Here is a 22,268-nt window from a genome sequence, read left to right on the forward strand (position 1 = left end):
TCCTACCGGCTCACGCCGAGATCGCCGGAAGAGGCGCGATCCGCCTTGAACGCGGCATATTTGCCGAACTCGGCGCGGGCGATCGCGCGGGCATGGACCTCGTCCGGGCCGTCCGCCAGCCGCAGCGTCCGGACGCTGCCCCAATTGTGCGCGAGGTCGAAATCGTCGCTCACCCCTGCCCCGCCATGCGCCTGGATCGCGTCGTCGAGGATCTGCAGCGCCATGGCGGGCGCCTGCACCTTGATCATCGCGATCTCGAGCTGGGCGGCCTTGTTTCCGGCCTTGTCCATCAAGTCCGCCGCCTTGAGGCACAGCAGCCGCGTCATCTCGATATCGATCCGCGCGCGGGCGATGCGCTGCTCCCAGATTGAATGATCGGCGATGCGCTTGCCGAACGCGACGCGGCTGACGAGGCGCTTGGCCATCGCCCCGATCGCCTCTTCGGCGACCCCGATGGTCCGCATGCAATGGTGGATGCGCCCGGGCCCGAGGCGCCCCTGCGCGATCTCGAAACCGCGGCCTTCGCCGAGCAGCAGATTCTCCGCCGGCACGCGCACGTCGCGCAGCACGATCTCGGCATGGCCATGGGGTGCGTGATCATACCCGAACACCGAAAGCATCCGCTCGATGGTCACGCCCGGCGTGTCGAGCGGCACCAGGATCATGCTCTGCTGGGCATGCTTGGCAGCGCCGACATCGGTTTTGCCCATCAGGATGGCGATCTTGCAGCGCGGGTCGCCCGCACCCGAGGACCACCATTTGCGCCCGTTGATCACATACTGATCGCCGTCGCGCTCGATCCGCGTCTCGATATTGGTCGCGTCGGAAGAGGCGACCGCGGGTTCCGTCATCAGAAAGGCCGAGCGGATCTCGCCGCGCATCAGCGGCGCCAGCCACGCATCCTTCTGCACCCGCGTGCCGTAGCGGTGGAGCACTTCCATGTTGCCGGTATCGGGCGCGGAGCAGTTGAACACCTCCGACGCCCAGCCAACCCGGCCCATCTCCTCGGCACACAGCGCATATTCCAGATTGGTGAGCTGCTCGCCCTCGAACACGAAGCTGTCGTCGACATGGGGGCGTCCGGACTGGGGCGGCATGAAGAAATTCCACAGCCCCGCCGCCTTGGCGCGCGCCTTGACGTCCTCCAGCACGGGATTGACCGACCAGCGCTCGCCCGCCGCAGCGGCGGCGCGATACTCGGCCTCGCGCGGGCGGATCTCGGCGTCCATGAAGGCCTTCACCCGGTCGCGGAAATGGGTTTCGCGCGCGTTCAGCGTGAAGTCCATAGCATCGCTCTCCTGTCGTTCTTTGGCGGCAGCCTAGCCCGTACCCGATATTCGGTAAAGGGCACCGCCCGATCAAATTACCGCATACCGAGATCAAAAAACCATTTGGGCGCGCCATGGAAACGGCTAAGCTGGAGGGATGCAATCGCCGCCCAAGACCGAGACCACCAACACCAAGCGGTTCCAGGCCAAGCGCGACGCCATCCTGGCCGCCGCCGCCGCCGCGATCAACGAGCAGAGCGCGAAGGGCATGACTTTCGCCGATGTCGCGCGGCGCGTGGGGCTCAACACCACGTCGGTCACCTATTATTTCAAGCGCAAGGAAGACCTCGCCGCCGCCGCGTTCGAGCAGACACTCGCCTGGCTGCACGACATCCTCGATGAGGCGCTGGCGGAGCCCACGCCCGAGGCGCGCGTTGCGCGGTTCCTCGCCATCAACATGGAGCGGCTGGCACGGATCGGGCGGGGCGAGGAACAGGCCGTGGCGATGCTGTCGGACCTTCGCGCGATGGAGGAGCCGCTCAAGGGCAAGCTGATGGCGGGCTGGCGGAACGTCTTCCGCAAGACCCGCAGCCTGTGGGGCAGCGACGGCAGCCGCGCCGAGACCGACCTGCGCGGCGCCCGCGCGCATGTGCTGCTCGAGAACAGTTTCTGGCTGAACGCCTGGATCACGCGCTACGAGATCGACGAATATCCGCGGGTCGAGGCGCGGCTGATGGACGTGTTCCGCCACGGCATCGCCGCGCCGGGGCAGCGCTGGTCACCCGAACTGTTCGAGCTGGTCCATGACGAGCCGGAGCCCGGCCGCGAGGCATTCCTGCTGGCGGCTACCAGGCTGATCAACGAGCTCGGCTATCGCGGCGCCTCGGTGCAGCGCATCGCCTCCGAGCTCAACGTCACCAAGGGCAGCTTCTACCACCATCTCGACGCCAAGGACGATCTGGTGATTGCCTGCTACAAGCGCAGCTTCGACATCCTCGCCGATGCGCAAAGGCTGGCCGAGGGCCATGCCGGCAACCAGTGGCAGCGGATCGAGAGCACGCTGGCGACGCTGCTCGACTATCAGTTTTCCGAGCGCGGCCCCCTCTTGCGCACCACCGCGCTGTCCGGCCTGCCGCCGCATGTCCGCAACACGATGCTCGACCGCTCGAACCGGATCGCGCGGCGCTTCGCGGGCATGCTGTCCGACGGTATCGCCGAGGGCACGATCCGGGCGATCGACCCGCTGGTCGCCAGCCAGGCGCTGATGGCGCTGCAGAACGCGGCGTTCGACATGCGCAAATGGGCCGGCACGATGCCGCGCGAGCGGGCGGTGGCCTTCTATGCCTCCACCCTCGCCTATGGCCTGTTCGACGATCGGGTGCTGGAGAGCTGACGACGCCCGTCAGAGGTGCTTCTTGTCCAGCTTGCGGGCCAGCGTCCGGCGGTGGAGCCCCAGCCGCCGCGCCGCTTCGGACAGGTTGTAGTTGGTATCCGCCAGCGTCTGGTGGATATGCTCCCATTCCAGCGTCTTGATCGAGGTCGGCCGCGCCTTGAGCTCGGTATCGACATCGCCGTCGACGCGGTCGAACGCCGCCTCGATATCGTCGGTGTTCGCCGGCTTCATCAGATAGTTGGTGGCTCCGAGCTTCACTGCCTCGACCGCGGTGCTGATGCTGGCAAAGCCGGTGAGGACGACAATCCGCATCGTGGGATCGATCTCGTGCAGCTGCTTGACGCAGACCAGCCCCGACCTGCCGCCGAGCCGCAGGTCGACGACGGCGCGATCGGGCGCGAACGCCCGTGCGAGCGGCTCCAGATCCTCGGGCCCGTTGCGCACCTCAACCGTGTAGCCGCGCCGCTCGAACGAGCGCCCCAGCGTCCGCGCGAACACCGCATCATCCTCTACGATCAACAATTTGTGAGCGGTCATTCGCCTTCATCCTCGAGTGCGAGCGCCGCCTGGGGCACCCGGAGCAGCACCTCGGCCCCGCCGGCGTCGCGATTGCGCGCGGTCAGCGTTCCGCCGAGCGTTCGTAGCACATTGTGGGTCAGGAACAGCCCCAGACCCGCGCCCTGCCGGCCCTTGCTGCTGTTATAGGGATCGCCGATGCGCGGCAGGATCTCTTCGGGGAAGCCGCGGCCGTCATCGCGGACGGACAGGACCAGCACATCCTCGTCCTGGCCGACCGACAAGCGGATGCGAGTCGCCCCCGCCTCGACCGCATTGTCGAGCAGATTGACGATCGACTGGCCGAGCGCGCGATCGGCGACGATCGGCAGGTCGCTGCCGAGCCGATAGTCGAGAATCACGCTGTCGTTGCGCGGCCAGGCCTCGACCAGCCCGGTGACGAAGCGGCGCAGCGTCGTACGCTCGGGCGCCTCGCCGCTGATCTCGCCCGCGGCGAACAGGATGCCGGCGACGATCGCCTTGCAGCGCGCCACCTCGGCCTGCATGTCCGCCACTTCGGCGCTGAGCTGCGGGTCCTTGGCGATCTTCCGGTCCGCGCGCCAATCGCCCAGCGCCACCGAGATCGACGCGAGCGGCGTGCCCAGCTCGTGCGCCGCGCCGCTGGCGAGCAGGCCCATCCGGACGATATGCTCCTCCTCGGCGGCGCGCTGGCGCAATTCGGCGAGGCGCGCATCGCGATCGCGCAGGTTACGCGCGATGCGGGTGACGAATTGGACGATCAGCGTCGCGGTGAGCGTGTAGTTGAACCACAAAGCGAACAGGAACGCGCCCGACAGCGACGTGGAAAGCATCGGCGGCAAAGGGAGTGGGCGGTGCACGACCGCCAGAAAGGCGAAGGCCGCGCTGGTGAGGAAGACCAGCGCCCAGCTGGAAGCGGTCTCCAGCAGCACCGCGCCGAGCACCACCTGCAGCAGATAGAGCGAGACGAAGGGGTTGGTCGCGCCGCCGCTCAGATAGAGCAGCACGGTCAAGCACATGACGTCGACCAGCAGTCCGGCCATCACCTGCGCATTGGTTGCCGGACGCAGCGCCCGCGCCGGGTACATCGCCAGGTTGAGCGAGACCAGCACGCCGACGGTGGCGAGCATCGGCACCAGCGGAAGGCGGACGTCGAAAACAAGGTGGACACCGAGGATCGTGGTCAGCTGCCCCAGCACCGCCAGCCAGCGCAGCTGGACCAGCAGCAGCAGGTTGCGGCGGGCGGCGTCCTCCGGCGTCGCCGTGGTCATGCGTCTCCGCGCCCGCGCCACGCCCGCCAGGCGAACCAGGCGGTCAGCAGCGCCATGCCGAACCAGGTCAGCGCATAGACGAGATGATTGTTGGCGAAGCGGACGACGGTCATCCCGCCGCGCGGCCAGCCGTCCCCGCTGCGATCGGCGTCGATGAAATAGGGCGCGAGCTGCTGAAGCCCCTGCCCCATCGCAGCCACGTCGCGCGAATACCAGCGATTGGCGGCGGGATCGTTGGCGCGGAGGAACCCGCCCTTGGGCTCGCTCAAGCGGAGAAGCCCGGAGATGCTGACCGGCTTCACGCTCGTCGTGATGCAGTCGGGCAGCGTCTGGCCTTCGGGCAGAAAGCCGCGATTGACGAAGACGGTGAAGCCGCGCGCTGTGACCAGCGGAGTCATCACCCATTTGCCAGGCCCGAGTTCGGTGACAGCCTGGGCCAGCTTGGTGCGGCAGGGAAGATAGGTGCCGGTGATCCGTACGCGGCGATAGCTCGCTTCGCTATCGATGCCCGCCCATTCGGCGGGCCCGGGGGCGGGCACCGGCGCCGTGGCCAGTCCCCGCTCTACCCGGTCGATCAATGCCAGCTTCCAGGCGCGCCGCTCGACCTGCCAGATGCCAAGGCCGAGGAGGATGGCGATCAGCGGCAGCAGCGCGATCGCCATCCCGTTGCGGGAAGCCGGCCGGCTCACATGCCGGCGCCGGAAGCCATCCCGGGCATCATGTTGAGGTTCATGTTGTACATCACCCACAGCGAGCCCGCGAGCGCGATGACGATGATGATGATCGTGAACACCAGCGCCATCAGGGTCCAGCCCTGCTCCGACTTGCTGTTCATGTGGAGGAAGTAGATCATGTGGACGACGATCTGCACCATCGCCAGGGCCGCGCAGATCGCCACCGCCACGCGGGCGTCGGCGATCCAGCCGCCCATCACGATTCCGAACGGGATCGCGGTGAGGACGACCGACAGCAGGAAGCCGGTGATGTAGCCGCCGCGGGTGGAGTGCGGCGCATCATGGCCATGATCGTGGCCATGACCATGGTCATGGCCGGCGTGGCTGTGGGGGTGCGCGCTCATCGCATGGCTCCAAACAGATAGACGAAGGTGAACACGCCGATCCAGATCACGTCCAGGAAGTGCCAGAACAGCGACAGGCACTGCAGGCGACGGACATTGGCCGGGATCAGGCCCTTGCGGCCGATCTGCACCATCAGCGTGAACAGCCAGATCAGGCCGAAGGTGACGTGCAGGCCGTGGGTACCCACTAGGGTGAAGAACGAGGACAGGAACGCTGAGCGCCACGGACCCGCACCTTCATGGATCAGGTTCGAGAATTCGTAGAGCTCGATGCCGAGGAAGGCGGCGCCGAACAGCGCGGTCAGCAGCAGCCAGGCCTGGACGGCGCCCTTGCGCTGTTCCTGCATGGCGATCATCGCGAAGCCATAGGTGATCGACGAGAACAGCAGCATCGCCGTGTTCACCGCCACCAGCGGCAGCTCGAACAGCTCGCGGGAGGTGGGACCTCCCGCATAACTGGTACCATAGACGCCCCAGGCCGCGAAGAGCATCGCGAAGATGAGGCAGTCGCTCATCAGGTACATCCAGAAGCCGAGCAGCGTGCTGCCGCCGGGTTCGTGATGCTCCTCCTCGAGCTGGTAGAAGACGGGGATATCGCCCGTCGGTACGGTCGTGGCGCTCATCGCGTCAGGCTCCATGGCGCGCGAGCACCGCGGTGCGCGCATTCTCGGTTTCGGTCACTTCTTCCGCAGAGATGTAGAAGTCGCGATCATAGTTGAAGGTATGGGCGATCGCCGTGACCAGCAGGCCCAGGAACGCCGCGGCCGCGAGCCACCAGATGTACCAGATCATCGCGAAGCCGACGACCAGCGAGAAGCCCGCCAGGATGACGCCGGCGCCGGTGTTCTTCGGCATGTGGATCGGCAGGTAGCCGGTGAGCGGACGCTTCGCGCCGCGCGCCTTCATGTCGTACCAGGCATCCAGGTCGTGGATGACCGGCGAGAACGCGAAGTTGTAGGCCGGAGGCGGCGACGAGGTCGCCCATTCCAGCGTGCGCGCGTTCCACGGATCGCCGCTGTCGTCGCGCAGCGCCTCGCGGTTGCGGATACTGACGAAGATCTGGAGGAGGAACGCGGCGATGCCGACCGCGATGATCGCGGCGCCGATGGCGGCGATCACGAACCAGATCTGCAGGCTCGGATCCTCGAAGTGGCGCAGACGACGGGTCACGCCCATGAGGCCGAGGACGTAGAGCGGCGTGAACGCCACCCAGAAGCCGACCACCCAGCACCAGAAGGAGACCAGGCCCCACTTCTTGTCGAGCTTGAAGCCGAAGGCCTTGGGCCACCAGTAGTTGATGCCGGCGAACAGGCCGAACAGCACGCCGCCGATGATCACGTTGTGGAAGTGCGCGACCAGGAACAGCGAGTTGTGCAGCACGAAGTCCGCCGGGGGCACCGCGAGCATCACGCCCGTCATGCCGCCGATCACGAAGGTCAGCATGAACGCGATGGTCCACATCATCGGCAGTTCGAAGCGGATGCGGCCCTTGTACATGGTGAACAGCCAGTTGAAGATCTTGGCACCCGTCGGGATCGAGATGATCATCGTGGTGATGCCGAAGAAGCTGTTCACGCTCGCGCCCGAGCCCATCGTGAAGAAGTGATGGAGCCAGACGAGGTACGACAGGATGGTGATGACCAGCACCGCGTAGACCATCGAGGTATAGCCGAACAGGCGCTTGCCCGAAAAGGTCGAGGTGACTTCGGAGAAGATGCCGAACGCCGGCAGGATCAGGATGTAGACCTCAGGGTGCCCCCAGATCCAGATCATGTTCACGTACATCATCGGGTTGCCGCCGGCGGTGTTCGTGAAGAAGTGCGTGCCGACATAGCGATCGAGGCTGAGCATCGCCAGCACCGCGGTCAGCACCGGGAAAGCGGCGACGATCAGGATGTTGGTGGCAAGCGCGGTCCAGGTAAAGATCGGCATCTTCATCAGGCCCATGCCCGGCGCGCGCATCTTGACGATGGTGGCGACCAGGTTGACGCCCGACAGCAAGGTACCCACGCCCGCGATCTGCAAGGCCCAGATATAATAGTCGACGCCGACGTCCGGCGAATAGTCGAGGCCCGACAGCGGCGCCATCGCCAGCCAGCCGGTCCGCGCGAACTCGCCGATGAACAGGCTGGCCATCACCAGCGCCGCACCCGCCGCCGTCATCCAGAAGCTGAAATTGTTCAGGAAGGGGAAGCTGACGTCGCGGGCACCGATCTGCAGCGGCACCACGAAGTTCATCAGGCCGGTGACGAACGGCATCGCCACGAAGAAGATCATGATCACGCCGTGGGCGGTGAAGATCTGGTCGTAGTGGTGCGCGTTGAGATAGCCTTCGTTGGCGCCGAACGCCATCGACTGCTGGAGGCGCATCATGATCGCGTCAGCGAAGCCGCGGAGCAGCATCACCAGACCCAGCACCATGTACATGATGCCGATGCGCTTGTGATCGACGGTGGTGAACCACTCCTTCCAGAGATAGCCCCACAGGCGGAAATAGGTGAGCGCGCTCAGAAGCGCGACACCGCCGAGCGCGACGCCCGCGAAGGTCGCCACGACGATCGGCTCGTGGATCGGCAGGCTCTCGATGGAGAGCCGACCGAAGATCATCTTGATCAAGGTGTCAGACATGGGAGTGCTCAAGCCTCGCCCGCCGCCGCGCGACCGGGATAGGCCGGCGCGTCCATGCGGGTCATGTTACGGTTCGAATCCGCGCCGGGTTCGCTATGGCCGGCGGGAGCGCCGTGCGGATGGGTCAGGTGCGGACTGGTCTTCATTTCATCCGGCGACTTCATCAGCGCGCCATCGGCGCCTTCGCCTGGACGGTTGTTTACCGCAGGGGCGACTTCCTGGGCACCCGCACCATGGTGCATCATGCCGTGGCCGCAGGCGGTGCCGGGCTTCACGCACATCTGGACGATGCGGTCGAACAGGCCGGCCTGAACCGTGCCGAAGTGCATCGCCGGCACCTTCTCGCTCGGCTTTTCGAGCGTGAGATACTGGGTCGCGTCGAGCGCGCCGCCGGCGGCCTTGGTCTTGGCCACCCACTGGTCGAAGCCGGCGGCGTCGACCGACAGGGTCGGGAAGCGCATATCGGAGAAGCCAGCGCCGCTATAGTTGGCGCTCACGCCCTCGAAGGTGCCGACGCGGTTCATCACCGCGTGGAGCTTCGTTTCCATCCCCGGCATCGTGTAGATCATGCCCGCCAGCGCCGGCACGTAGAAGGTGTTCATCACGCTCGACGAGGTCAGGCGGAAACGCACCTGGCGATCGGCCGGCAGCACCAGCTCGTTGACCGTGGCGACGCCCTGCTCGGGATAGATGAACAGCCACTTCCAGTCGAGCGAGACGACCTGGATCTCGAGCGGCTCCTGGCCGGCCGGGATCGGCTTGCCCGGCGCGATGCGGTCCAGCGGCCGGTACGGGTCCAACTGGTGCGTCGTGAGCCAGGTCAGCGCGCCGAGCGCGATGATGATCAGCAGCGGGGCCGACCAGATCACCAGCTCGATCCGGGTCGAGTGATCCCAGTCCGGAGCATATTCCGACTCGGTGTTGCTCGCGCGATACTTGATCGCGAAAACCACCGTCAGGATCATCACCGGCACGATGATGAGCAGCATCAAAAATACCGACCAGAGGATCAGGTCGGCCTGCTGCCGTGCAACATCGCCGGACGGATTCATCACGACAAGGTCGCACCCGCCGAGGATCAGCGGGGCAGCGAGGGTAGCGATCAGGGCCGTCGGCCTGAGGGCACGACGAAACGGGGTCATGGATCGAAACATAGCGGCCGCGAGTTAGGAGGGGTTGTGCGGGTGCGAAATAGGACAATTTGTCCCATGGCTGCAACCCGAGAGTTTCCCTAGGTGCTTTCCCCAAAGCTTTGCGGTAGACATATCCCCATGGCCAATGCTCAGCTTGGTTCGACGCAGATCGAACATGACGCCCGCCTGATCAACACCTCGCACGGTGACGATCACCTCCGCCCCGGCGATATCGCCATCGGCGTGATCATCGGACGAACATCCGAGTTCTTCGACTTCTTCGTCTATGCGATCGCTTCGGTGCTGGTCTTCCCGGCGCTGGTGTTTCCCTACATGGATCGCGTGACCGGCACGCTCTGGTCGTTCGCCCTCTTCCCGCTTGCTTTCATCGCCCGTCCTATCGGCACGCAGATCTTCATGCGCATTGACCGCCGTCATGGACGCGGCGCGAAGCTCACGCTGGCGCTGTTCCTGCTCGGTACCGCAACGGTGACCATGGCATTCCTGCCCGGCTATGCGCAGGTCGGCATCTGGTCGGCGATCTTGCTGGCGACGCTCCGCGTGCTGCAGGGTCTGGCGCTGGGCGGCGCCTGGGACGGCCTAGCCTCGCTGCTGGCGCTGAATGCCCCGCCTTCGCGTCGTGGCTGGTACGCGATGGTGCCGCAGCTCGGCGCCCCGCTCGGGCTGATGGTGGCGAGCGGGCTGTTCGCCTATTTCGTCAGCGCCCTCGACTCGGCGGACTTCATGAGCTGGGGCTGGCGCTACCCGTTCTTCGTCGCCTTCGCGCTCAACGTGGTCGCGCTGTTCGCCCGCCTGCGCATGGTCGTGGCACCGGAATATGTGAAGCTGTTCGAGAGCCGCGAACTCACCCCCTCGCGCGTCACCGCGACGATCAAGGCGCAGTGGCGCAACATCATCATCGGTGCCTTCGCACCGCTGGCCAGCTTCGCGCTGTTCCACATGGTCACCGTGTTCCCGCTGTCGTGGATCGCGCTCTACACCAATGAAGACCTCACTCGCTTCCTCCTGATCGAGGTTGGTGCGGCTGCCTGCGGCCTCGTCGCCATCGTGATCTCGGGCATCCTAGCCGACCGGATCGGTCGCCGCTCGCTGCTCGGCTATACCGCGGCCGCGATCGCCGCCTATTCGGGCTTCGCGCCGCAGCTGCTCGAACGTGGCAACACCGGCGAGACGGTGTTCATGGTGCTCGGTTTCATCCTGCTCGGCCTAGCGTTCGGCCAGTCCTCGGGCGCGGTCGCCAGCAACTTCCCGAAGCGGGCGCGCTATACCGGCGCGGCGCTGACCTCGGACCTTGCTTGGCTGTTCGGCGCCGGCTTCGCGCCGCTCGCCGCGCTGCTGCTGGCCGCCAACTGGGGGGTGATCGCCTCGGGCCTGTACCTGCTCTCGGGCGCTGCCGGCACGCTGATCGCGCTCTACTTCAACAAGGAGTTGGGGCGCCGCCTCGACTGACGCTCGCGCGGCTTGCCTAAGCCGTGCGCGACCTCCAAAGGCCTCCTGACCGCACCCGCGTTCAGGAGGCCTTTTGCATGACGTCCCCCACCGGCATTGATCGCTTGGTCGCCATCATGGAGCGCCTGCGCGATCCCGAACGCGGCTGCGAATGGGACGTGGCGCAGACCTTCGAGACGATCGCCCCCTATACGATCGAGGAGGCCTATGAGGTGGCCGATGCGATCGAGCGCGGCGACATCGTCGAGCTGAAGGACGAACTGGGCGACCTGCTGCTCCAGGTGGTGTTCCACAGCCGCATCGCCGAGGAAGCCGGGCAGTTCGCGCTCGCGGACGTGGTTACCTCGATCAGCGACAAGATGGAGCGTCGCCACCCGCACATCTTCGGCGACGTGGCCGAGGGCGGGCACCATCTTTGGGAAGTCATCAAGGCCGAGGAGCGCGGCGCCAAGGGGGAATCGAGCGCGCTCGACGGAGTGGCGATCGGCCTGCCCGCGCTGCTGCGCGCCGAGAAGCTCCAGAAGCGCGCAGCGCGCACCGGGTTCGACTGGCCGGACGCCAGCGGCGCGCGGGCGAAGATCCTGGAGGAACTGGAGGAGGTCGAAACGGCCGAGAACGACGCCCACCGCGCCGAGGAGGTGGGCGACCTGCTGTTCGCGGTGGTGAACTATGCCCGCAAGCTGGGGGTCGAGCCCGAAGCGGCGTTGCGCGCGGCGAACGGCAAGTTCGAACGGCGCTTCAAGGCGATGGAGGACCGCGCAGGCGAGGCGTTCGTGGGGCTCGACATGGAGGGCAAGGAAGCGCTGTGGCAAGAGGTGAAACGGGGGTGATGGGGTACGTCACCCTCACCCTCCCCACCGCTTTCGGCGGCGGGTTCCCTCCCTCTCCCGAAGGGAGAGGGCCACGTTCCCTCTCCCTTCGGGAGAGGGAGGGAGCGGCGAAGCCGCGGAAGGGTGAGGGTGAAAAACCGGGCGGAATTACCCCCGCGTGACGAACCGCTCGTAATCGCGCGGCGCCATGCGGACTTCGTACACGGCCTGCTCGTCCTCGATATGCTGCTCGATCACGTCGCCATGCTGGTGCAGCCACGCGGCCGCGGCGCCATCGGCAGGGTCGAGCCGCAGCGTGTAGCGGCGATGCCCCTCGGTCAGCCGCCCGGCGACGGCCTCGACCAGCGCATCGACGCCCTCCCCGGTTAGCGCCGAAATCACCCGCACCTCGTCGGTCCGGCGCGCGGCCATTACCAGGGCTTCCTCGCGCTGCTCCGCGTCGAGTAGATCGAGCTTGTTCCACGCCTCGAAGCGCGGCGTCTGCTCGGACACGCCGATTTCCTGGAGCACCTTTTCCACATCGACGCGCTGCGCCTCGGTGTCGGGATGCGCGATGTCGCGGACATGGATCAGCAGGTCCGCCGAGACCACCTCTTCCAGCGTCGCCTTGAACGCCGCAACCAGCTGGGTCGGCAGTTCGGAGACGAAGCCCACCGTGTCCGACAAGATCGCCTTGTCGATCCCCGGGAGCGCGATCTGGCGCAGCGTCGGGTCCAGCGTGGCGAACAGCAAATTCTCCGCCATCACGCCGGCGCCGGTCAGCCGGTTGAACAGCGTCGACTTGCCGGCATTGGTATAGCCGACCAGTGCGACCACCGGCCAGGGCGCGCGCTGGCGCCGGTCGCGGTGGAGCGTGCGGGTGCGGCTGACCTGGTCGAGCTCGCGCCGCAGCCGCGCCATGCGGTCGCGGATCAGCCGACGGTCGGCCTCGATCTGGGTCTCGCCCGGGCCACCGAGGAAGCCGAAGCCGCCGCGCTGGCGCTCGAGGTGGGTCCAGCTGCGCACCAGCCGGCCCGCCTGGTAATCAAGATGCGCGAGTTCGACCTGCAATCGCCCTTCGGCAGTACGCGCGCGCTCGCCGAAGATTTCGAGGATCAGCCCGGTGCGGTCGATCACCTTGCAGCCGAGCGCGGTTTCGAGGTTGCGCTGCTGCACCGGCGTCAGCGCCGCATCGAACACCGCGAGCTGAAGCTCGCCGTCGCGGACCGTCTCGGCTAGGGCTTCCACCTGGCCCGAGCCGATCAGCGTGCCCGGCTTGGGCTGGCGCAGCCGGACGGCGACCCGTTCGACGACGTCGACGCCGATCGCCGCGGCGAGGCCGGCGGTTTCCTCCAGCCGCGCCTCGGCGTCGCGCGAGCTTCCGCCCATGTCCGGATAGACGACGAGCGCGCGTGCGCCCCGCGCGAATTCGTCGGGGTCGCGCTCGAAACCAGTGCTCATGCGAGGATCAATCTTCGTCGCCGCCGTTGGTTTCCTCGGCGAGGTTCAGCGGGTGCGCGGGCTGCACGGTGGAAACCGCATGCTTGTAGACCAGCTGGGCCATGCCCTCGCGCTGGAGCAGCATGCAGAACAGGTCGAACGCGGCGATCTGGCCCTGCAGCATCACGCCGTTCACCAGGAACATAGTGACGTTTTCCTGCTGCTTGCGCACTGCGTTCAGGAAGATTTCCTGCAGCACCGGGTTCTTGTGCTGATACTCACCCGCCGCCGTGAGCAGCGCGGCAAGGTCCATCGGGCCCGAGGGCATGATGGTGGAAATGGCATGCTTGTAGATCAGCTGCGACTGGCCATCGCGGCGGAGCAGCACCGAAAAATTATCGAACCAGGTGACGATCCCCTGGAGCTTGACGCCCTTGACGAGGAACATCGTCACCGGCGTCTTCGACCGGCGCAGTGAGTTGAGGAACAGGTCCTGAAGCGAAGTCTGCTTCTCTGCCATATGGTGGCTCCATTTATTCTTGGCGGGATTTGTCCCGCGGTGCGCCGTTCCCGGCGTCAGGGTCGGCGCCACCCCGGCGCCGGGATCCAATCTAGGGGCTTCGCACGCTTCCGTCCATAGCGGCTCAATCCTCCCGCGCGTCGGTGATGCCGAGCAGCTTGAGCTTGCGGTGCAGGGCCGAGCGCTCCATCCCGATGAAGCTCGCCGTGCGGGAAATGTTGCCCGAGAAGCGGCGGATCTGGACGCGCAGATATTCGCGCTCGAAGCTCTCGCGCGCTTCCTTGAGCGGGGCACCCATGATTGCGTTGGAGGCCATGCCGCTGCCGCCGTCGTTCTGGCGGCCCAGCACCTCGGGGGGCAGCAGGTCGACGTCGATCCGCCCGATCCGGTCGCCCGGAGCGAGGATCACGGTGCGCTCGACGACGTTACGCAGCTGGCGGACATTGCCCGGCCAGTCATAGCTCTGCAGCGCGACCATCGCATCGGCCGCGATCTCCGGAGTCGGCACGCGGCGCTCGGAGGCATAATGGGCGACATAATGCTCGACCAGTGCGGGGATGTCCTCGCGGCGATCGGTCAGCGCAGGGATCGGCACCGGCACCACGTTGAGCCGGTAATAGAGGTCTTCGCGGAAACGCCCCGCGGCGATCTCCGCCATCAGGTCGCGCGCGGTGGCGGAGACCACGCGCACGTCCACCTTCACCACACGGGTGCCGCCGACACGGCTGAAGCTCTGGTCCGTCAGCACGCGCAGGATCCGCGCCTGGGTCGCAACCGGCATGTCGGCGATCTCGTCGAGGAACAGCGTACCGCCATGCGCCTGTTCGAGCAGGCCGGGCCGCACGAGGTCGCCACTCTCCTCGACGCCGAACAGCTCCTCGTCGACGCGCTCGGGGGTCATTCGCGCGGCGCTGACGACCACGAAGGGGGCGTCGGCGCGCTGGCTCCAGCCATGGAGCAGCCTTGCCGCGACTTCCTTGCCCACGCCCGCGCCGCCGGTGATGAGCACGCGGCTGCCGGTCGAGGCGACGCGCTTGAGGGTGGCGCGCACCGTATTGATAGCGGTCGACGTGCCCTGCAGGTCGGTCCCCCGCCCTGTCACCGCCCGCAGCGACGCGACTTCGCGGCGGAGTCGCTCGGTCTCGGTCGCGCGGGCAACCATCAGCAGCAGCCGCTCGGCCTCGAACGGCTTCTCGATGAAGTCGGAGGCCCCGCGGCGGATCGCCGCCACCGCAGTATCGAGATTGCCATGGCCCGAGATCACCAGCACCGGGATCGAGGGATCGCGCCGCTTGATCTCGTCGAGTAGTTCCAGTCCATCGAGCCGCGAGCCCTGCAGCCACACATCGAGCAACACCAGGCTCGGCCGGCGCTCGGCGATCGCCTCGAGCGCCGAATCGCTGTCGGCAGCGTTGCGGGTGGCGTACCCCTCGTCCTCCAGCACGCCGGCTACCAGTTCGCGGATGTCGCGCTCGTCGTCCACGACGAGAATGTCCAGGCTCATGTTCTGCTTCCGATCCGGGTGAGCATGGCCGGGCGCGCGTCTTTCGCGTTGTCCGGCGTCTCCGTGAGTGCGACGCTGGCAAGCATCGCGGTATCGAAGCACAGCGTCACGCAGGTGCCGCCGCCGGGGCGGTCGGCAAAGCCGATCGTGCCGCAATGTTCTTCGACGATCTTCTTGACGATGGCGAGGCCCAGGCCGGTGCCCCGGCTGCGCGTCGTCATATAGGGTTCGACGATCCGGTCGCGCTCGACCGGCAGGCCGACGCCGTTGTCGGCGAGGGTGAGGACCAGCTTGTCGTCGGCCTCGGGCTGGATGGTGAGATGCACCTCGCCCTGCGGCAGATCCGCCCCCTCCCCGGCCGCCTCGTTGCGCGCCTCGATCGCTTCCACGGCGTTCTTGACGACATTGGTCAGCGCCTGGCCGATCTGGCGGCGGTCGCACACCAGCGTGGGCGCCGGATCGGGGGCGTCGAGGGTGAAGCGCAGCGCCGGGTGCGCGACCTCGTGCAGGAACATCGCCTGGCGGGCGATGTCGAGCAGCGACTCGCGCCGGAACATCGGCTTGGGCATCCGCGCGAAGGACGAGAACTCGTCGACCATCCGCCGCAGGTCGCCGACCTGGCGGACGATCGTCTCGGTCAGCCGCGCGAACACGCCGTCGCTCTGGTCGACCTGCTTGCCATAGCGACGCTGGAGCCGTTCGGCGGCGAGCTGGATCGGGGTGAGCGGGTTCTTGATCTCGTGCGCGATGCGGCGGGCGACGTCGGCCCAGGCGGCGCGGCGCTGGTCGTTGAGTTGCTGGGTGATGTCGTCGAAGGTCAGCACCTGGCCGCCCTCGTCGGTGGTGACCTTCACCGCCAGCGTCCGCGCCTCGCCGCCGCTGGCGATCTGCACGATCCCCTCGCGCTCGCCGCTGGCCAGCATCGTCTCGAGCTCGGGGGCGAGCGCCTCCAGCGGCTGGCCGACCGGTTGCTCGGCGGCATGGCGTAGCAGCGCAATCGCCGAGGCGTTGATCAGCCGCACGCGGTGGTCGCCACCGATCGCGATCACCCCCGCCGACACGCCCGACATCACCGCCTCGATCAGCGCACGGCGGCTGTCGAGCTGGGCATTGGCGGTGACCAGCGCGTTGGTCTGGTCCTGCAGCCGCTCGGTCATGCTGTTGAAGGCGATGCCGAGCGTGGCGATCTCGTCGATCCGCTCCGGCGTGGGCACCCGCGCGCTGAGGTCGCCATCCGCCACCTGCCCTGCCGCCTGGACGAGCTGGTCGACCGGGCGAACCAGCCGGTCCGCCACCGCCAGCGCGATCCAGGTGGCGATGCCGACGATCAGCAGCGCGACGCCGAACAACACCGCGTTGAACTGGAGCTGGAGTGAACGCGAGCGGGCGATCAGCGCGGTATATTCGTGCCCGATACGATCCGACGCGAGGTTCTGGCGGTTGAGAAAGTCGACATTGTTCGGGGTGGCGACATAGAGAAACAGGTTCGCCGAGCGGTCGACCGGCGTCACCACCCACACGACCTCGGAGTCGTAGTTGATATAGCTGTCCTCGTCCCGCAGCACCTTGAGCACCTTGCCCGAGACGCGGCGGGTGAAGGTCGGCGCGGAGGGCGCCTCATAGGCATAGAGCGCCTCGACCCGCTTGCCGTCGATCACGCGGAACAGCACCGACTGGAAGAACTGGCGGAAATAGGTCTGGCGTAGGAACCAGTCCTCGAACACGGCGGAGCGCTCGGGCACCTTGGGCGCGGTTTCGAGCATGTCGCTCACCATCTGCCGCGCCTCGCTCTTCCAACGCTGGATCACCAGCGACTTGCCCTCGTTGGCGAGCGCCTGGGTGGAGGTAAGGGCCGCGCGCGCGCGCTCAGATCCCCAGAGCTGGATACCCGACTGGAACATGATCGAGGCGGCGATCACCGCCAGCACGATCGGCACGCTGGCCATCAGTGAGAATACCGCGACCAGCCGCACGTGCAGCCGCCCGCCCCCCGCCAACGCCGACCGAGAAGTGCGCTTGAGCGCGATCCGCCGCCCGATCAGCACGATCAGCGCCACATAGGGGAGGAGATTGACGAGCAGCAGCGCAGCCGCGACGCCTGGGCTGAACAGCTGCTGGTTGGAGTGCTGGCGAACGAACCAGTAGGTGATCACCGGGGTAGCCACGGCCAGCGCGACCACCAGCATTTCGACCAGCCGAAACGCCCGTCCGGGGCGCGACCAATCTTCAGGGCTATCGAGACTCGTTGGAGCTACGGCGACCATTGCCCCCTGTGTACACGGGGATTGTGGCCAAAAGAACACATAATATTGCGGATTTGTCACCCATAGGCATCGGTCCGCCGCAGATTGCGTGTCTTCAGCTTGTCGGGTCGTCTCCGCGCGTCGCAATCCCCAGCGTATCCAGACGCTTGCGCAGTGTGTTGCGATTGATGCCGAGCGCCCGCGCGGCGCGCAGCTGGTTCTGCTGGTGGCGCGCGAGCATCATCTCGATCAGCGGGCGCTCTACTTCGCTGATGATGCGGTCGTAGAGCGTGCCATCATCGAGCGAGCGCGGCTCCTCCAGCGCGATCCGCTCCAGCCGGGCCCGGATCGCCGCCTCGATGCCCGCATCACGCGCGATCGGCAGCACGCCGCCGCCATCGCCCAGCGCACGGCGGAGCGCGGCGGCATCGATCCATTCGTCACGCGAGAGTGCAGCGATGCGACGCATCAGGTTTTCCAGCTCGCGAACATTGCCCGGCCAGTCGAGCGTCTCGAGCAGCGCCACCGCGTCCTTGTCGAGCTGCTTGCGCGGCAACCCGTCCTCGGCGGCGCGGTCAAGGAAATGGCGGGCGAGCAGCGGGATGTCCTGGCGGCGCTCGCGCAAGGCCGGCAGGCTGATCGGCACGACATTGAGCCGGTAGAACAGGTCCTCGCGGAATTGGCCGACCTGGACCAGCTGGGCGAGATCCTTGTTGGTCGCGGCGACGATGCGGACATCGGCGCGGATCGTCCGGGCGCCGCCGACGGTGGTGAACTCGCCCGACTGGAGTACCCGCAGCAGCCGCGTCTGCGCATCCATCGGCATGTCGCCGATCTCGTCGAGGAACAACGTGCCGCCGGCCGCCTGCTCGAACTTGCCGGCGACGCGTGCCTGCGCGCCGGTGAAGGCGCCGCGTTCATGGCCGAACAGCTCAGCCTCGATCAGCTCGCGCGGGATCGCCGCCATGTTGAGCGCGACGAAGGGCGCACGGCGGCGGGGGCCGAGGTCGTGGATCGCCTTGGCGACGAGCTCCTTGCCGGTCCCCGACTCGCCGCTGATCAGCACCGTGAGGTCGTTGGAGACGACGCGGGCGATCACCCGATACACCTCCTGCATCGCCGGCGAGCGGCCGATCAGCGAGGGTCCCCCACCCTGTTCGGCATCGGGCTGGTCGGCGGGGCGGCGGCGGCCGCGCGCCATCGCGCTCTGCACCGCATGGGTCAGCGCATCGAGGTCGAACGGCTTGGGCAGATAGTCGAAGGCGCCGACTTCCGTGGCGCGCACGGCCGTCGCCAGCGTGTTCTGCGCCGAGAAGACGATCACCGGCAGCGCCGGGTGTTCCGCCATCAGGCCGGAGACGACGTCGAGCCCGTTGCCGTCGGGCAGCACCACGTCGGTAACCAGCACATCGGGCACGCCGGTGGTGAGCGCCCGCCGAAGTTCCGCGACACTGGCGGCGGTGGCGACGCGGTGCCCCTCGCGCTTGAGCGCGGCGGCGACCACGGTGCGGATCGCGGCGTCGTCATCGACGACCAGAACCGAGCCGGGCGTCATGCCGAGGCTCGCGGCAACAGGATGCGGAACACCGTAACCTCCGGTTCGCGTTCGCGGGCATATTGGACGATCCCGCCCATGTCCCGCACCAGTTTCTCGACGAGCGGCAGCCCCAGCCCCTTGCCCTCCGGCTTGCCCGAGACGAACGGCTCGAACAAATGCTCGGCGATATCGGCGGGGGCGCCGGGGCCGTTATCCATCACGCAGATCTCGATCGGAAGCGGCCGGCGCGGCTGGCCGGGACCGGCATTGACCGACATGCCGTGGCGGAAGGCGGTCGACAGGATGATGCGCGGCTGGGCGAGGCCCTTGAGTGCCTCGGCTGCGTTCTTGAGCAGGTTGATCAGCACCTGGAGGAACGCGTCGCGATCGACCAGCACCGGCGGCAGCGAGGGGTCGAACCATTCCTCGATCACGATCCCGCGCGCGAAGCCCGCCAGCGCGACGCGGCGGCCATGGTCGAGCAGCGGATAAATGTTGGTGGGCGCGAGATCGAGCGGACGGGTGTCGGTGAAATCCTGCATCCGGTCGATCAGCGCGGCGATGCGATCGACCTCGGTGGTGATCAGCCGGGTGAGCTCGCCATTCGTCTCGGGATCGCCGCCGCTCTGGAGCAGCTGGGCCGCGCCGCGGATGCCGGAAAGCGGGTTCTTGATCTCGTGTCCAAGCATCGCCGCCGCACCGGTCGCCGCGCGGGCGCCGGCGGTGCGGTCGAGGCCGTGGTTCATCTTGCGCGCCTGGGGGGCATGGTGAAGCGTCACGATCCGCCAGCCGGGATGGTCCGGCACCTGGCTTTCGAGGAAGTCGACCCGCAGCCGCGAACCGCGCACCGCCTCGATCTCGGCATCGAACGCCGCGAAGCCGCGCCCGTCGCGGCGATCGGCATAGTCCTCGGGCGGCAGCAGCACCGCGTCATAGGGCTGGCCGACCATGCTGGTCTCGCTATGGTTGAGCAGTACCTCGCACGCCGGATTGGCATGGGCGATGCGCCCGTCGGGATCGAGCACGAGCACTGCTACCGGCAGCGCGCCGAATAGTTCGGCGAAACTTGGTCCTTCGACGGTTTGCGGGCGGAACCGCTTCAGGCCGCCGCGCGGGAAAGCCACGGCTCGTAGAACTCCGCCAGCATGTCGAGCACCTTCACCGGATCGACGACCTGGTTCACCTTGTTGCGGAACTCGGCCGAGCCGTGCAGCCCCTTGGTGTACCAGCCGAGATGCTTGCGCATCATGTTGACGCCGACCTCGTTGCCGTAATGGCCGAGGGTCTCGACATAATGCTCGGTGATCACGCGATATTGTTCTTCGATCGACGGTTCGGGCTTGTCCCCCTTGCCGGTCAGCGCGTCCATTACCTGGCGGAGGATCCACGGCTTGCCATAGGCGCCGCGGCCGATCATCACGCCGTCCGCACCCGACTGGGCCAGCGCCTCGCGCGCATCGGCCACGGAGCAGATGTCGCCGTTGACGATCACCGGGATCGAGACCGCGTCCTTCACCCGGCGCACGAAGCGCCAGTCGGCCGAGCCGCGATACATCTGGTTGCGGGTGCGGCCATGGACCGTCACCAGCTTGGCGCCGAGATCCTGCGCGATCCTGGCGAGTTCGGGGGCGTTGAGGCTGTCGAGATCCCAGCCCATCCGCATCTTGACCGTCACCGGCGCCTTCACCGCATCGACACAGGCGCGGATGATCGCGCCGGCATGGTCGAGATCCCGCATCAACGCCGAGCCGGCATCGCCATTGGTCACCTTGCGGACCGGGCAGCCCATGTTGATGTCGATGATCGACGCGCCGCGATCCTCGTTGAGCTTGGCCGCTTCGGCCATTTCGTGCGGCGTGCAGCCGACCAGCTGCATCGAAACGGGCTCCTCGATCGGGTCCCACGCCGCCTTCTGCACCGATTGCCGCGTCTCGCGGATCGCGGCGGCGCTGGCGATCATCTCAGTGACGTTGAGGCCCGAGCCGAAGCGCCGCACCGCGCGCCGGAACGGCAGGTCGGTAACGCCGGTCATCGGCGCGAGCAGCACCGGGGCTTCGACCGTCACGGGGCCGATCTGGATGGGGGCGAGTTCGCGCATCAATTCTGCCTGAAAATCAGGCAGGTGATGTAGCGATCCCGAGCGCGAAGGGCAAGGTCGCGGAAATTCATCCGGCCGTGACATAGCATTGCCCGGCCCTCGGCGGCCCTACCGCTGCCCCGCAAACTTCGCTAGGCGCTCCGCCATGACCGCGTTCAGGACCGCCGCCATCCTCGTCGCCGCCGGCAGCGGCACCCGCGCCGGGGGCAGCGTGCCCAAGCAATATGCCCTGCTCGGCGGCAAGCCGCTGCTCGCCTATGCCCATCACGCGCTGAGCAGCCATCCCAAGATCGGCGCGGTACTGACCGTGATCGGCGAGGGCCAGGAGGCGTTGCTCGAAGCCGCACTGGGCACCACGCCCTTCGTCACGGGCGGCGCCACCCGGCGCGAGTCGGTGCGGAACGGGCTGGAGGCGCTGCTCGCCGGTGGCTTCACCCATGTCCTGATCCACGATGCCGCCCGGCCCTTCCTGCCGGCACGGGTGATCGACGACCTGCTCACCAGCCTGGACGCCGAGGGCGGCGCAATTCCCGCCCTCCCCGTCGCCGACACGCTGGTACGCGGCGAAGGCGCGCGGATCGGCGACACCGTCCCGCGCGACGATCTATACCGTGTCCAGACCCCGCAGGCCTTTTCCTTCGACGCCATTCTCGATGCGCACCGCCGCTGGCCCGCCGAGCAGGAGGCGACCGACGACGCCCAGATGCTGCGCGCGTTCGGCGGCCAGGTCGCCCTCGTCCCCGGAGACCCGATGCTCGAAAAGATCACCCACCCCGCCGATTTCGCCGCCGCCGAGACGCGGCTGGCCGCCGCGATGCGCGTCCGCACCGCCACCGGATACGACGTGCACCGCTTCGCCGAGGGCGAGGCACTGTGGCTCGGCGGCGTGCGCATTCCGCACAGCAAGGGCCTGTCGGGCCATAGCGACGCCGATGTCGCGCTCCACGCGATCACCGATGCACTGCTCGGCACGATCGGCGCGGGCGACATCGGCATGCATTTCCCGCCCAGCGACCCGCAATGGCGGGGGGCGGCCTCCGCCCGCTTCCTCGAACATGCCGCCTCGCTGGTCGCAGCAGAAGGCGGTATCCTCGATTTCATCGACGTGACCCTGATCTGCGAGGCGCCCAAGATCGGCCCGCACCGCGAGGCGATCCGCGCCTCGATCGCGGCGATCCTCGGTCTCGATCCGGGACAGGTGAGCGTCAAGGCCACCACCACCGAACGCCTGGGCTTCACCGGCCGCGGCGAGGGCATGGCGGCGCAGGCTGTCGCAACCGTACGGGTACCTGCAAGGAACTGACTCGTAACACCCTTCATCCAATGGCAAGGGGGCGCCGTT

19 protein-coding genes are annotated in these 22,268 nt (G+C 67.2%); 4 read left to right on the forward strand and 15 right to left on the reverse strand.

Translation table 11 applies throughout. The features are described from left to right. Window positions 1-2: 2 nt before the first annotated feature. Entirely contained in the window at window positions 3-1,286 is a 1,284-nt protein-coding gene (locus tag CA234_RS11700; RefSeq protein WP_126001767.1) for an acyl-CoA dehydrogenase family protein, read from the reverse strand. Between the two features lie 139 nt (window positions 1,287-1,425). Between CA234_RS11700 and CA234_RS11705 the strand changes: the two genes are divergently transcribed. Continuing rightward, window positions 1,426-2,661 carry a TetR/AcrR family transcriptional regulator gene (locus CA234_RS11705; RefSeq protein ID WP_126001768.1) on the forward strand — a complete coding sequence of 412 codons (1,236 nt, stop codon included), beginning with the start codon at window positions 1,426-1,428 and terminating at the stop codon, window positions 2,659-2,661. A 9-nt stretch (window positions 2,662-2,670) separates the two neighbouring features. On the opposite strand, the gene CA234_RS11710 is transcribed toward CA234_RS11705, so the two are convergent. From CA234_RS11710 to cyoA, 7 genes are read right to left on the reverse strand one after another with little or no spacing between them, the layout of a single operon-like run. Further along, a complete protein-coding gene (locus tag CA234_RS11710; RefSeq protein ID WP_126001769.1) occupies window positions 2,671-3,198 on the reverse strand; it encodes a response regulator transcription factor in 528 nt (175 codons plus the stop codon). Then, window positions 3,195-4,466, reverse strand: a complete 1,272-nt coding sequence (locus tag CA234_RS11715) for an ATP-binding protein (RefSeq protein WP_126001770.1) — start codon at window positions 4,464-4,466, stop codon at window positions 3,195-3,197. The genes CA234_RS11710 and CA234_RS11715 overlap by 4 nt, the downstream gene beginning before the upstream one ends. Next, window positions 4,463-5,128 (reverse strand): SURF1 family protein, encoded by a 666-nt coding sequence (locus tag CA234_RS11720; RefSeq protein WP_126001771.1) that lies wholly within the window; start codon window positions 5,126-5,128, stop codon window positions 4,463-4,465. Before CA234_RS11720 ends, CA234_RS11715 begins: the two co-directional genes overlap by 4 nt. Before the next feature lie 23 nt (window positions 5,129-5,151). Further along, window positions 5,152-5,544 (reverse strand): cytochrome o ubiquinol oxidase subunit IV, encoded by a 393-nt coding sequence (cyoD, locus tag CA234_RS11725; RefSeq protein ID WP_126001772.1) that lies wholly within the window; start codon window positions 5,542-5,544, stop codon window positions 5,152-5,154. Further along, window positions 5,541-6,167: a cytochrome o ubiquinol oxidase subunit III gene (gene cyoC / locus CA234_RS11730; protein WP_125974399.1), complete on the reverse strand. Its 627-nt coding sequence runs from the start codon at window positions 6,165-6,167 to the stop codon at window positions 5,541-5,543. Before cyoC ends, cyoD begins: the two co-directional genes overlap by 4 nt. Window positions 6,168-6,171: 4 nt before the next feature. Then, complete coding sequence (cyoB, locus tag CA234_RS11735; RefSeq protein WP_125974401.1) at window positions 6,172-8,172, reverse strand: cytochrome o ubiquinol oxidase subunit I; 2,001 nt, start codon at window positions 8,170-8,172, stop codon at window positions 6,172-6,174. An 8-nt stretch (window positions 8,173-8,180) separates the two neighbouring features. After that, window positions 8,181-9,314 (reverse strand): ubiquinol oxidase subunit II, encoded by a 1,134-nt coding sequence (cyoA, locus tag CA234_RS11740; RefSeq protein WP_125974403.1) that lies wholly within the window; start codon window positions 9,312-9,314, stop codon window positions 8,181-8,183. Between the two features lie 129 nt (window positions 9,315-9,443). Between cyoA and CA234_RS11745 the strand changes: the two genes are divergently transcribed. After that, window positions 9,444-10,775 carry an MFS transporter gene (locus CA234_RS11745; protein WP_125974405.1) on the forward strand — a complete coding sequence of 444 codons (1,332 nt, stop codon included), beginning with the start codon at window positions 9,444-9,446 and terminating at the stop codon, window positions 10,773-10,775. 77 nt (window positions 10,776-10,852) lie between these two features. Next, window positions 10,853-11,605, forward strand: a complete 753-nt coding sequence (mazG, locus tag CA234_RS11750; protein ID WP_126001773.1) for a nucleoside triphosphate pyrophosphohydrolase — start codon at window positions 10,853-10,855, stop codon at window positions 11,603-11,605. Between the two features lie 147 nt (window positions 11,606-11,752). Here the strand turns inward: mazG and hflX are convergent, their stop codons facing one another. The 7 genes from hflX to dusB all read right to left on the reverse strand — a co-directional run bounded on the left by hflX (window position 11,753) and on the right by dusB (window position 20,926). Next, complete coding sequence (gene hflX, locus CA234_RS11755; protein ID WP_126001774.1) at window positions 11,753-13,045, reverse strand: GTPase HflX; 1,293 nt, start codon at window positions 13,043-13,045, stop codon at window positions 11,753-11,755. Between the two features lie 7 nt (window positions 13,046-13,052). Next, window positions 13,053-13,604: an RNA chaperone Hfq gene (gene hfq / locus CA234_RS11760; RefSeq protein ID WP_277600097.1), complete on the reverse strand. Its 552-nt coding sequence runs from the start codon at window positions 13,602-13,604 to the stop codon at window positions 13,053-13,055. Window positions 13,605-13,668: 64 nt separating this feature from the next. Further along, window positions 13,669-15,048 (reverse strand): sigma-54 dependent transcriptional regulator, encoded by a 1,380-nt coding sequence (locus tag CA234_RS11765; protein WP_125974411.1) that lies wholly within the window; start codon window positions 15,046-15,048, stop codon window positions 13,669-13,671. Next, window positions 15,045-17,312 carry an ATP-binding protein gene (locus tag CA234_RS11770; RefSeq protein ID WP_125974413.1) on the reverse strand — a complete coding sequence of 756 codons (2,268 nt, stop codon included), beginning with the start codon at window positions 17,310-17,312 and terminating at the stop codon, window positions 15,045-15,047. The genes CA234_RS11765 and CA234_RS11770 overlap by 4 nt, the downstream gene beginning before the upstream one ends. 94 nt (window positions 17,313-17,406) lie before the next feature. Then, a complete protein-coding gene (ntrC, locus tag CA234_RS11775; protein ID WP_125974415.1) occupies window positions 17,407-18,846 on the reverse strand; it encodes a nitrogen regulation protein NR(I) in 1,440 nt (479 codons plus the stop codon). After that, the gene (locus CA234_RS11780; RefSeq protein ID WP_125974417.1) at window positions 18,843-19,952 is read right to left on the reverse strand and encodes an ATP-binding protein; all 1,110 of its coding nucleotides are present in this window, start codon (window positions 19,950-19,952) and stop codon (window positions 18,843-18,845) included. The genes ntrC and CA234_RS11780 overlap by 4 nt, the downstream gene beginning before the upstream one ends. Continuing rightward, entirely contained in the window at window positions 19,928-20,926 is a 999-nt protein-coding gene (dusB, locus tag CA234_RS11785; RefSeq protein WP_126001775.1) for a tRNA dihydrouridine synthase DusB, read from the reverse strand. Before dusB ends, CA234_RS11780 begins: the two co-directional genes overlap by 25 nt. A 145-nt stretch (window positions 20,927-21,071) precedes the next feature. Between dusB and CA234_RS11790 the strand changes: the two genes are divergently transcribed. Beyond that, the gene (locus CA234_RS11790; protein ID WP_126001776.1) at window positions 21,072-22,229 is read left to right on the forward strand and encodes a bifunctional 2-C-methyl-D-erythritol 4-phosphate cytidylyltransferase/2-C-methyl-D-erythritol 2,4-cyclodiphosphate synthase; all 1,158 of its coding nucleotides are present in this window, start codon (window positions 21,072-21,074) and stop codon (window positions 22,227-22,229) included. Window positions 22,230-22,268 lie beyond the last annotated feature (39 nt).

The sequence above is a fragment of the Sphingomonas sp. ABOLE genome, assembly GCF_003950455.1.
Classification (GTDB): domain Bacteria; phylum Pseudomonadota; class Alphaproteobacteria; order Sphingomonadales; family Sphingomonadaceae; genus Sphingomonas; species Sphingomonas trueperi.

What these genes read in the sequence shown, in the direction of transcription:
- CA234_RS11700 (WP_126001767.1), bottom strand. Translation starts at nt 1,286, where the DNA reads ATGGACTTCACGCTGAACGCGCGCGAAACCCATTTCCGCGACCGGGTG.
- CA234_RS11705 (WP_126001768.1), top strand. Translation starts at nt 1,426, where the DNA reads ATGCAATCGCCGCCCAAGACCGAGACCACCAACACCAAGCGGTTCCAG.
- CA234_RS11710 (WP_126001769.1), bottom strand. Translation starts at nt 3,198, where the DNA reads ATGACCGCTCACAAATTGTTGATCGTAGAGGATGATGCGGTGTTCGCG.
- CA234_RS11715 (WP_126001770.1), bottom strand. Translation starts at nt 4,466, where the DNA reads ATGACCACGGCGACGCCGGAGGACGCCGCCCGCCGCAACCTGCTGCTG.
- CA234_RS11720 (WP_126001771.1), bottom strand. Translation starts at nt 5,128, where the DNA reads ATGGCGATCGCGCTGCTGCCGCTGATCGCCATCCTCCTCGGCCTTGGC.
- cyoD (WP_126001772.1), bottom strand. Translation starts at nt 5,544, where the DNA reads ATGAGCGCGCACCCCCACAGCCACGCCGGCCATGACCATGGTCATGGC.
- cyoC (WP_125974399.1), bottom strand. Translation starts at nt 6,167, where the DNA reads ATGAGCGCCACGACCGTACCGACGGGCGATATCCCCGTCTTCTACCAG.
- cyoB (WP_125974401.1), bottom strand. Translation starts at nt 8,172, where the DNA reads ATGTCTGACACCTTGATCAAGATGATCTTCGGTCGGCTCTCCATCGAG.
- cyoA (WP_125974403.1), bottom strand. Translation starts at nt 9,314, where the DNA reads ATGACCCCGTTTCGTCGTGCCCTCAGGCCGACGGCCCTGATCGCTACC.
- CA234_RS11745 (WP_125974405.1), top strand. Translation starts at nt 9,444, where the DNA reads ATGGCCAATGCTCAGCTTGGTTCGACGCAGATCGAACATGACGCCCGC.
- mazG (WP_126001773.1), top strand. Translation starts at nt 10,853, where the DNA reads ATGACGTCCCCCACCGGCATTGATCGCTTGGTCGCCATCATGGAGCGC.
- hflX (WP_126001774.1), bottom strand. Translation starts at nt 13,045, where the DNA reads ATGAGCACTGGTTTCGAGCGCGACCCCGACGAATTCGCGCGGGGCGCA.
- CA234_RS11765 (WP_125974411.1), bottom strand. Translation starts at nt 15,048, where the DNA reads ATGAGCCTGGACATTCTCGTCGTGGACGACGAGCGCGACATCCGCGAA.
- CA234_RS11770 (WP_125974413.1), bottom strand. Translation starts at nt 17,312, where the DNA reads ATGGTCGCCGTAGCTCCAACGAGTCTCGATAGCCCTGAAGATTGGTCG.
- ntrC (WP_125974415.1), bottom strand. Translation starts at nt 18,846, where the DNA reads ATGACGCCCGGCTCGGTTCTGGTCGTCGATGACGACGCCGCGATCCGC.
- dusB (WP_126001775.1), bottom strand. Translation starts at nt 20,926, where the DNA reads ATGCGCGAACTCGCCCCCATCCAGATCGGCCCCGTGACGGTCGAAGCC.
- CA234_RS11790 (WP_126001776.1), top strand. Translation starts at nt 21,072, where the DNA reads ATGACCGCGTTCAGGACCGCCGCCATCCTCGTCGCCGCCGGCAGCGGC.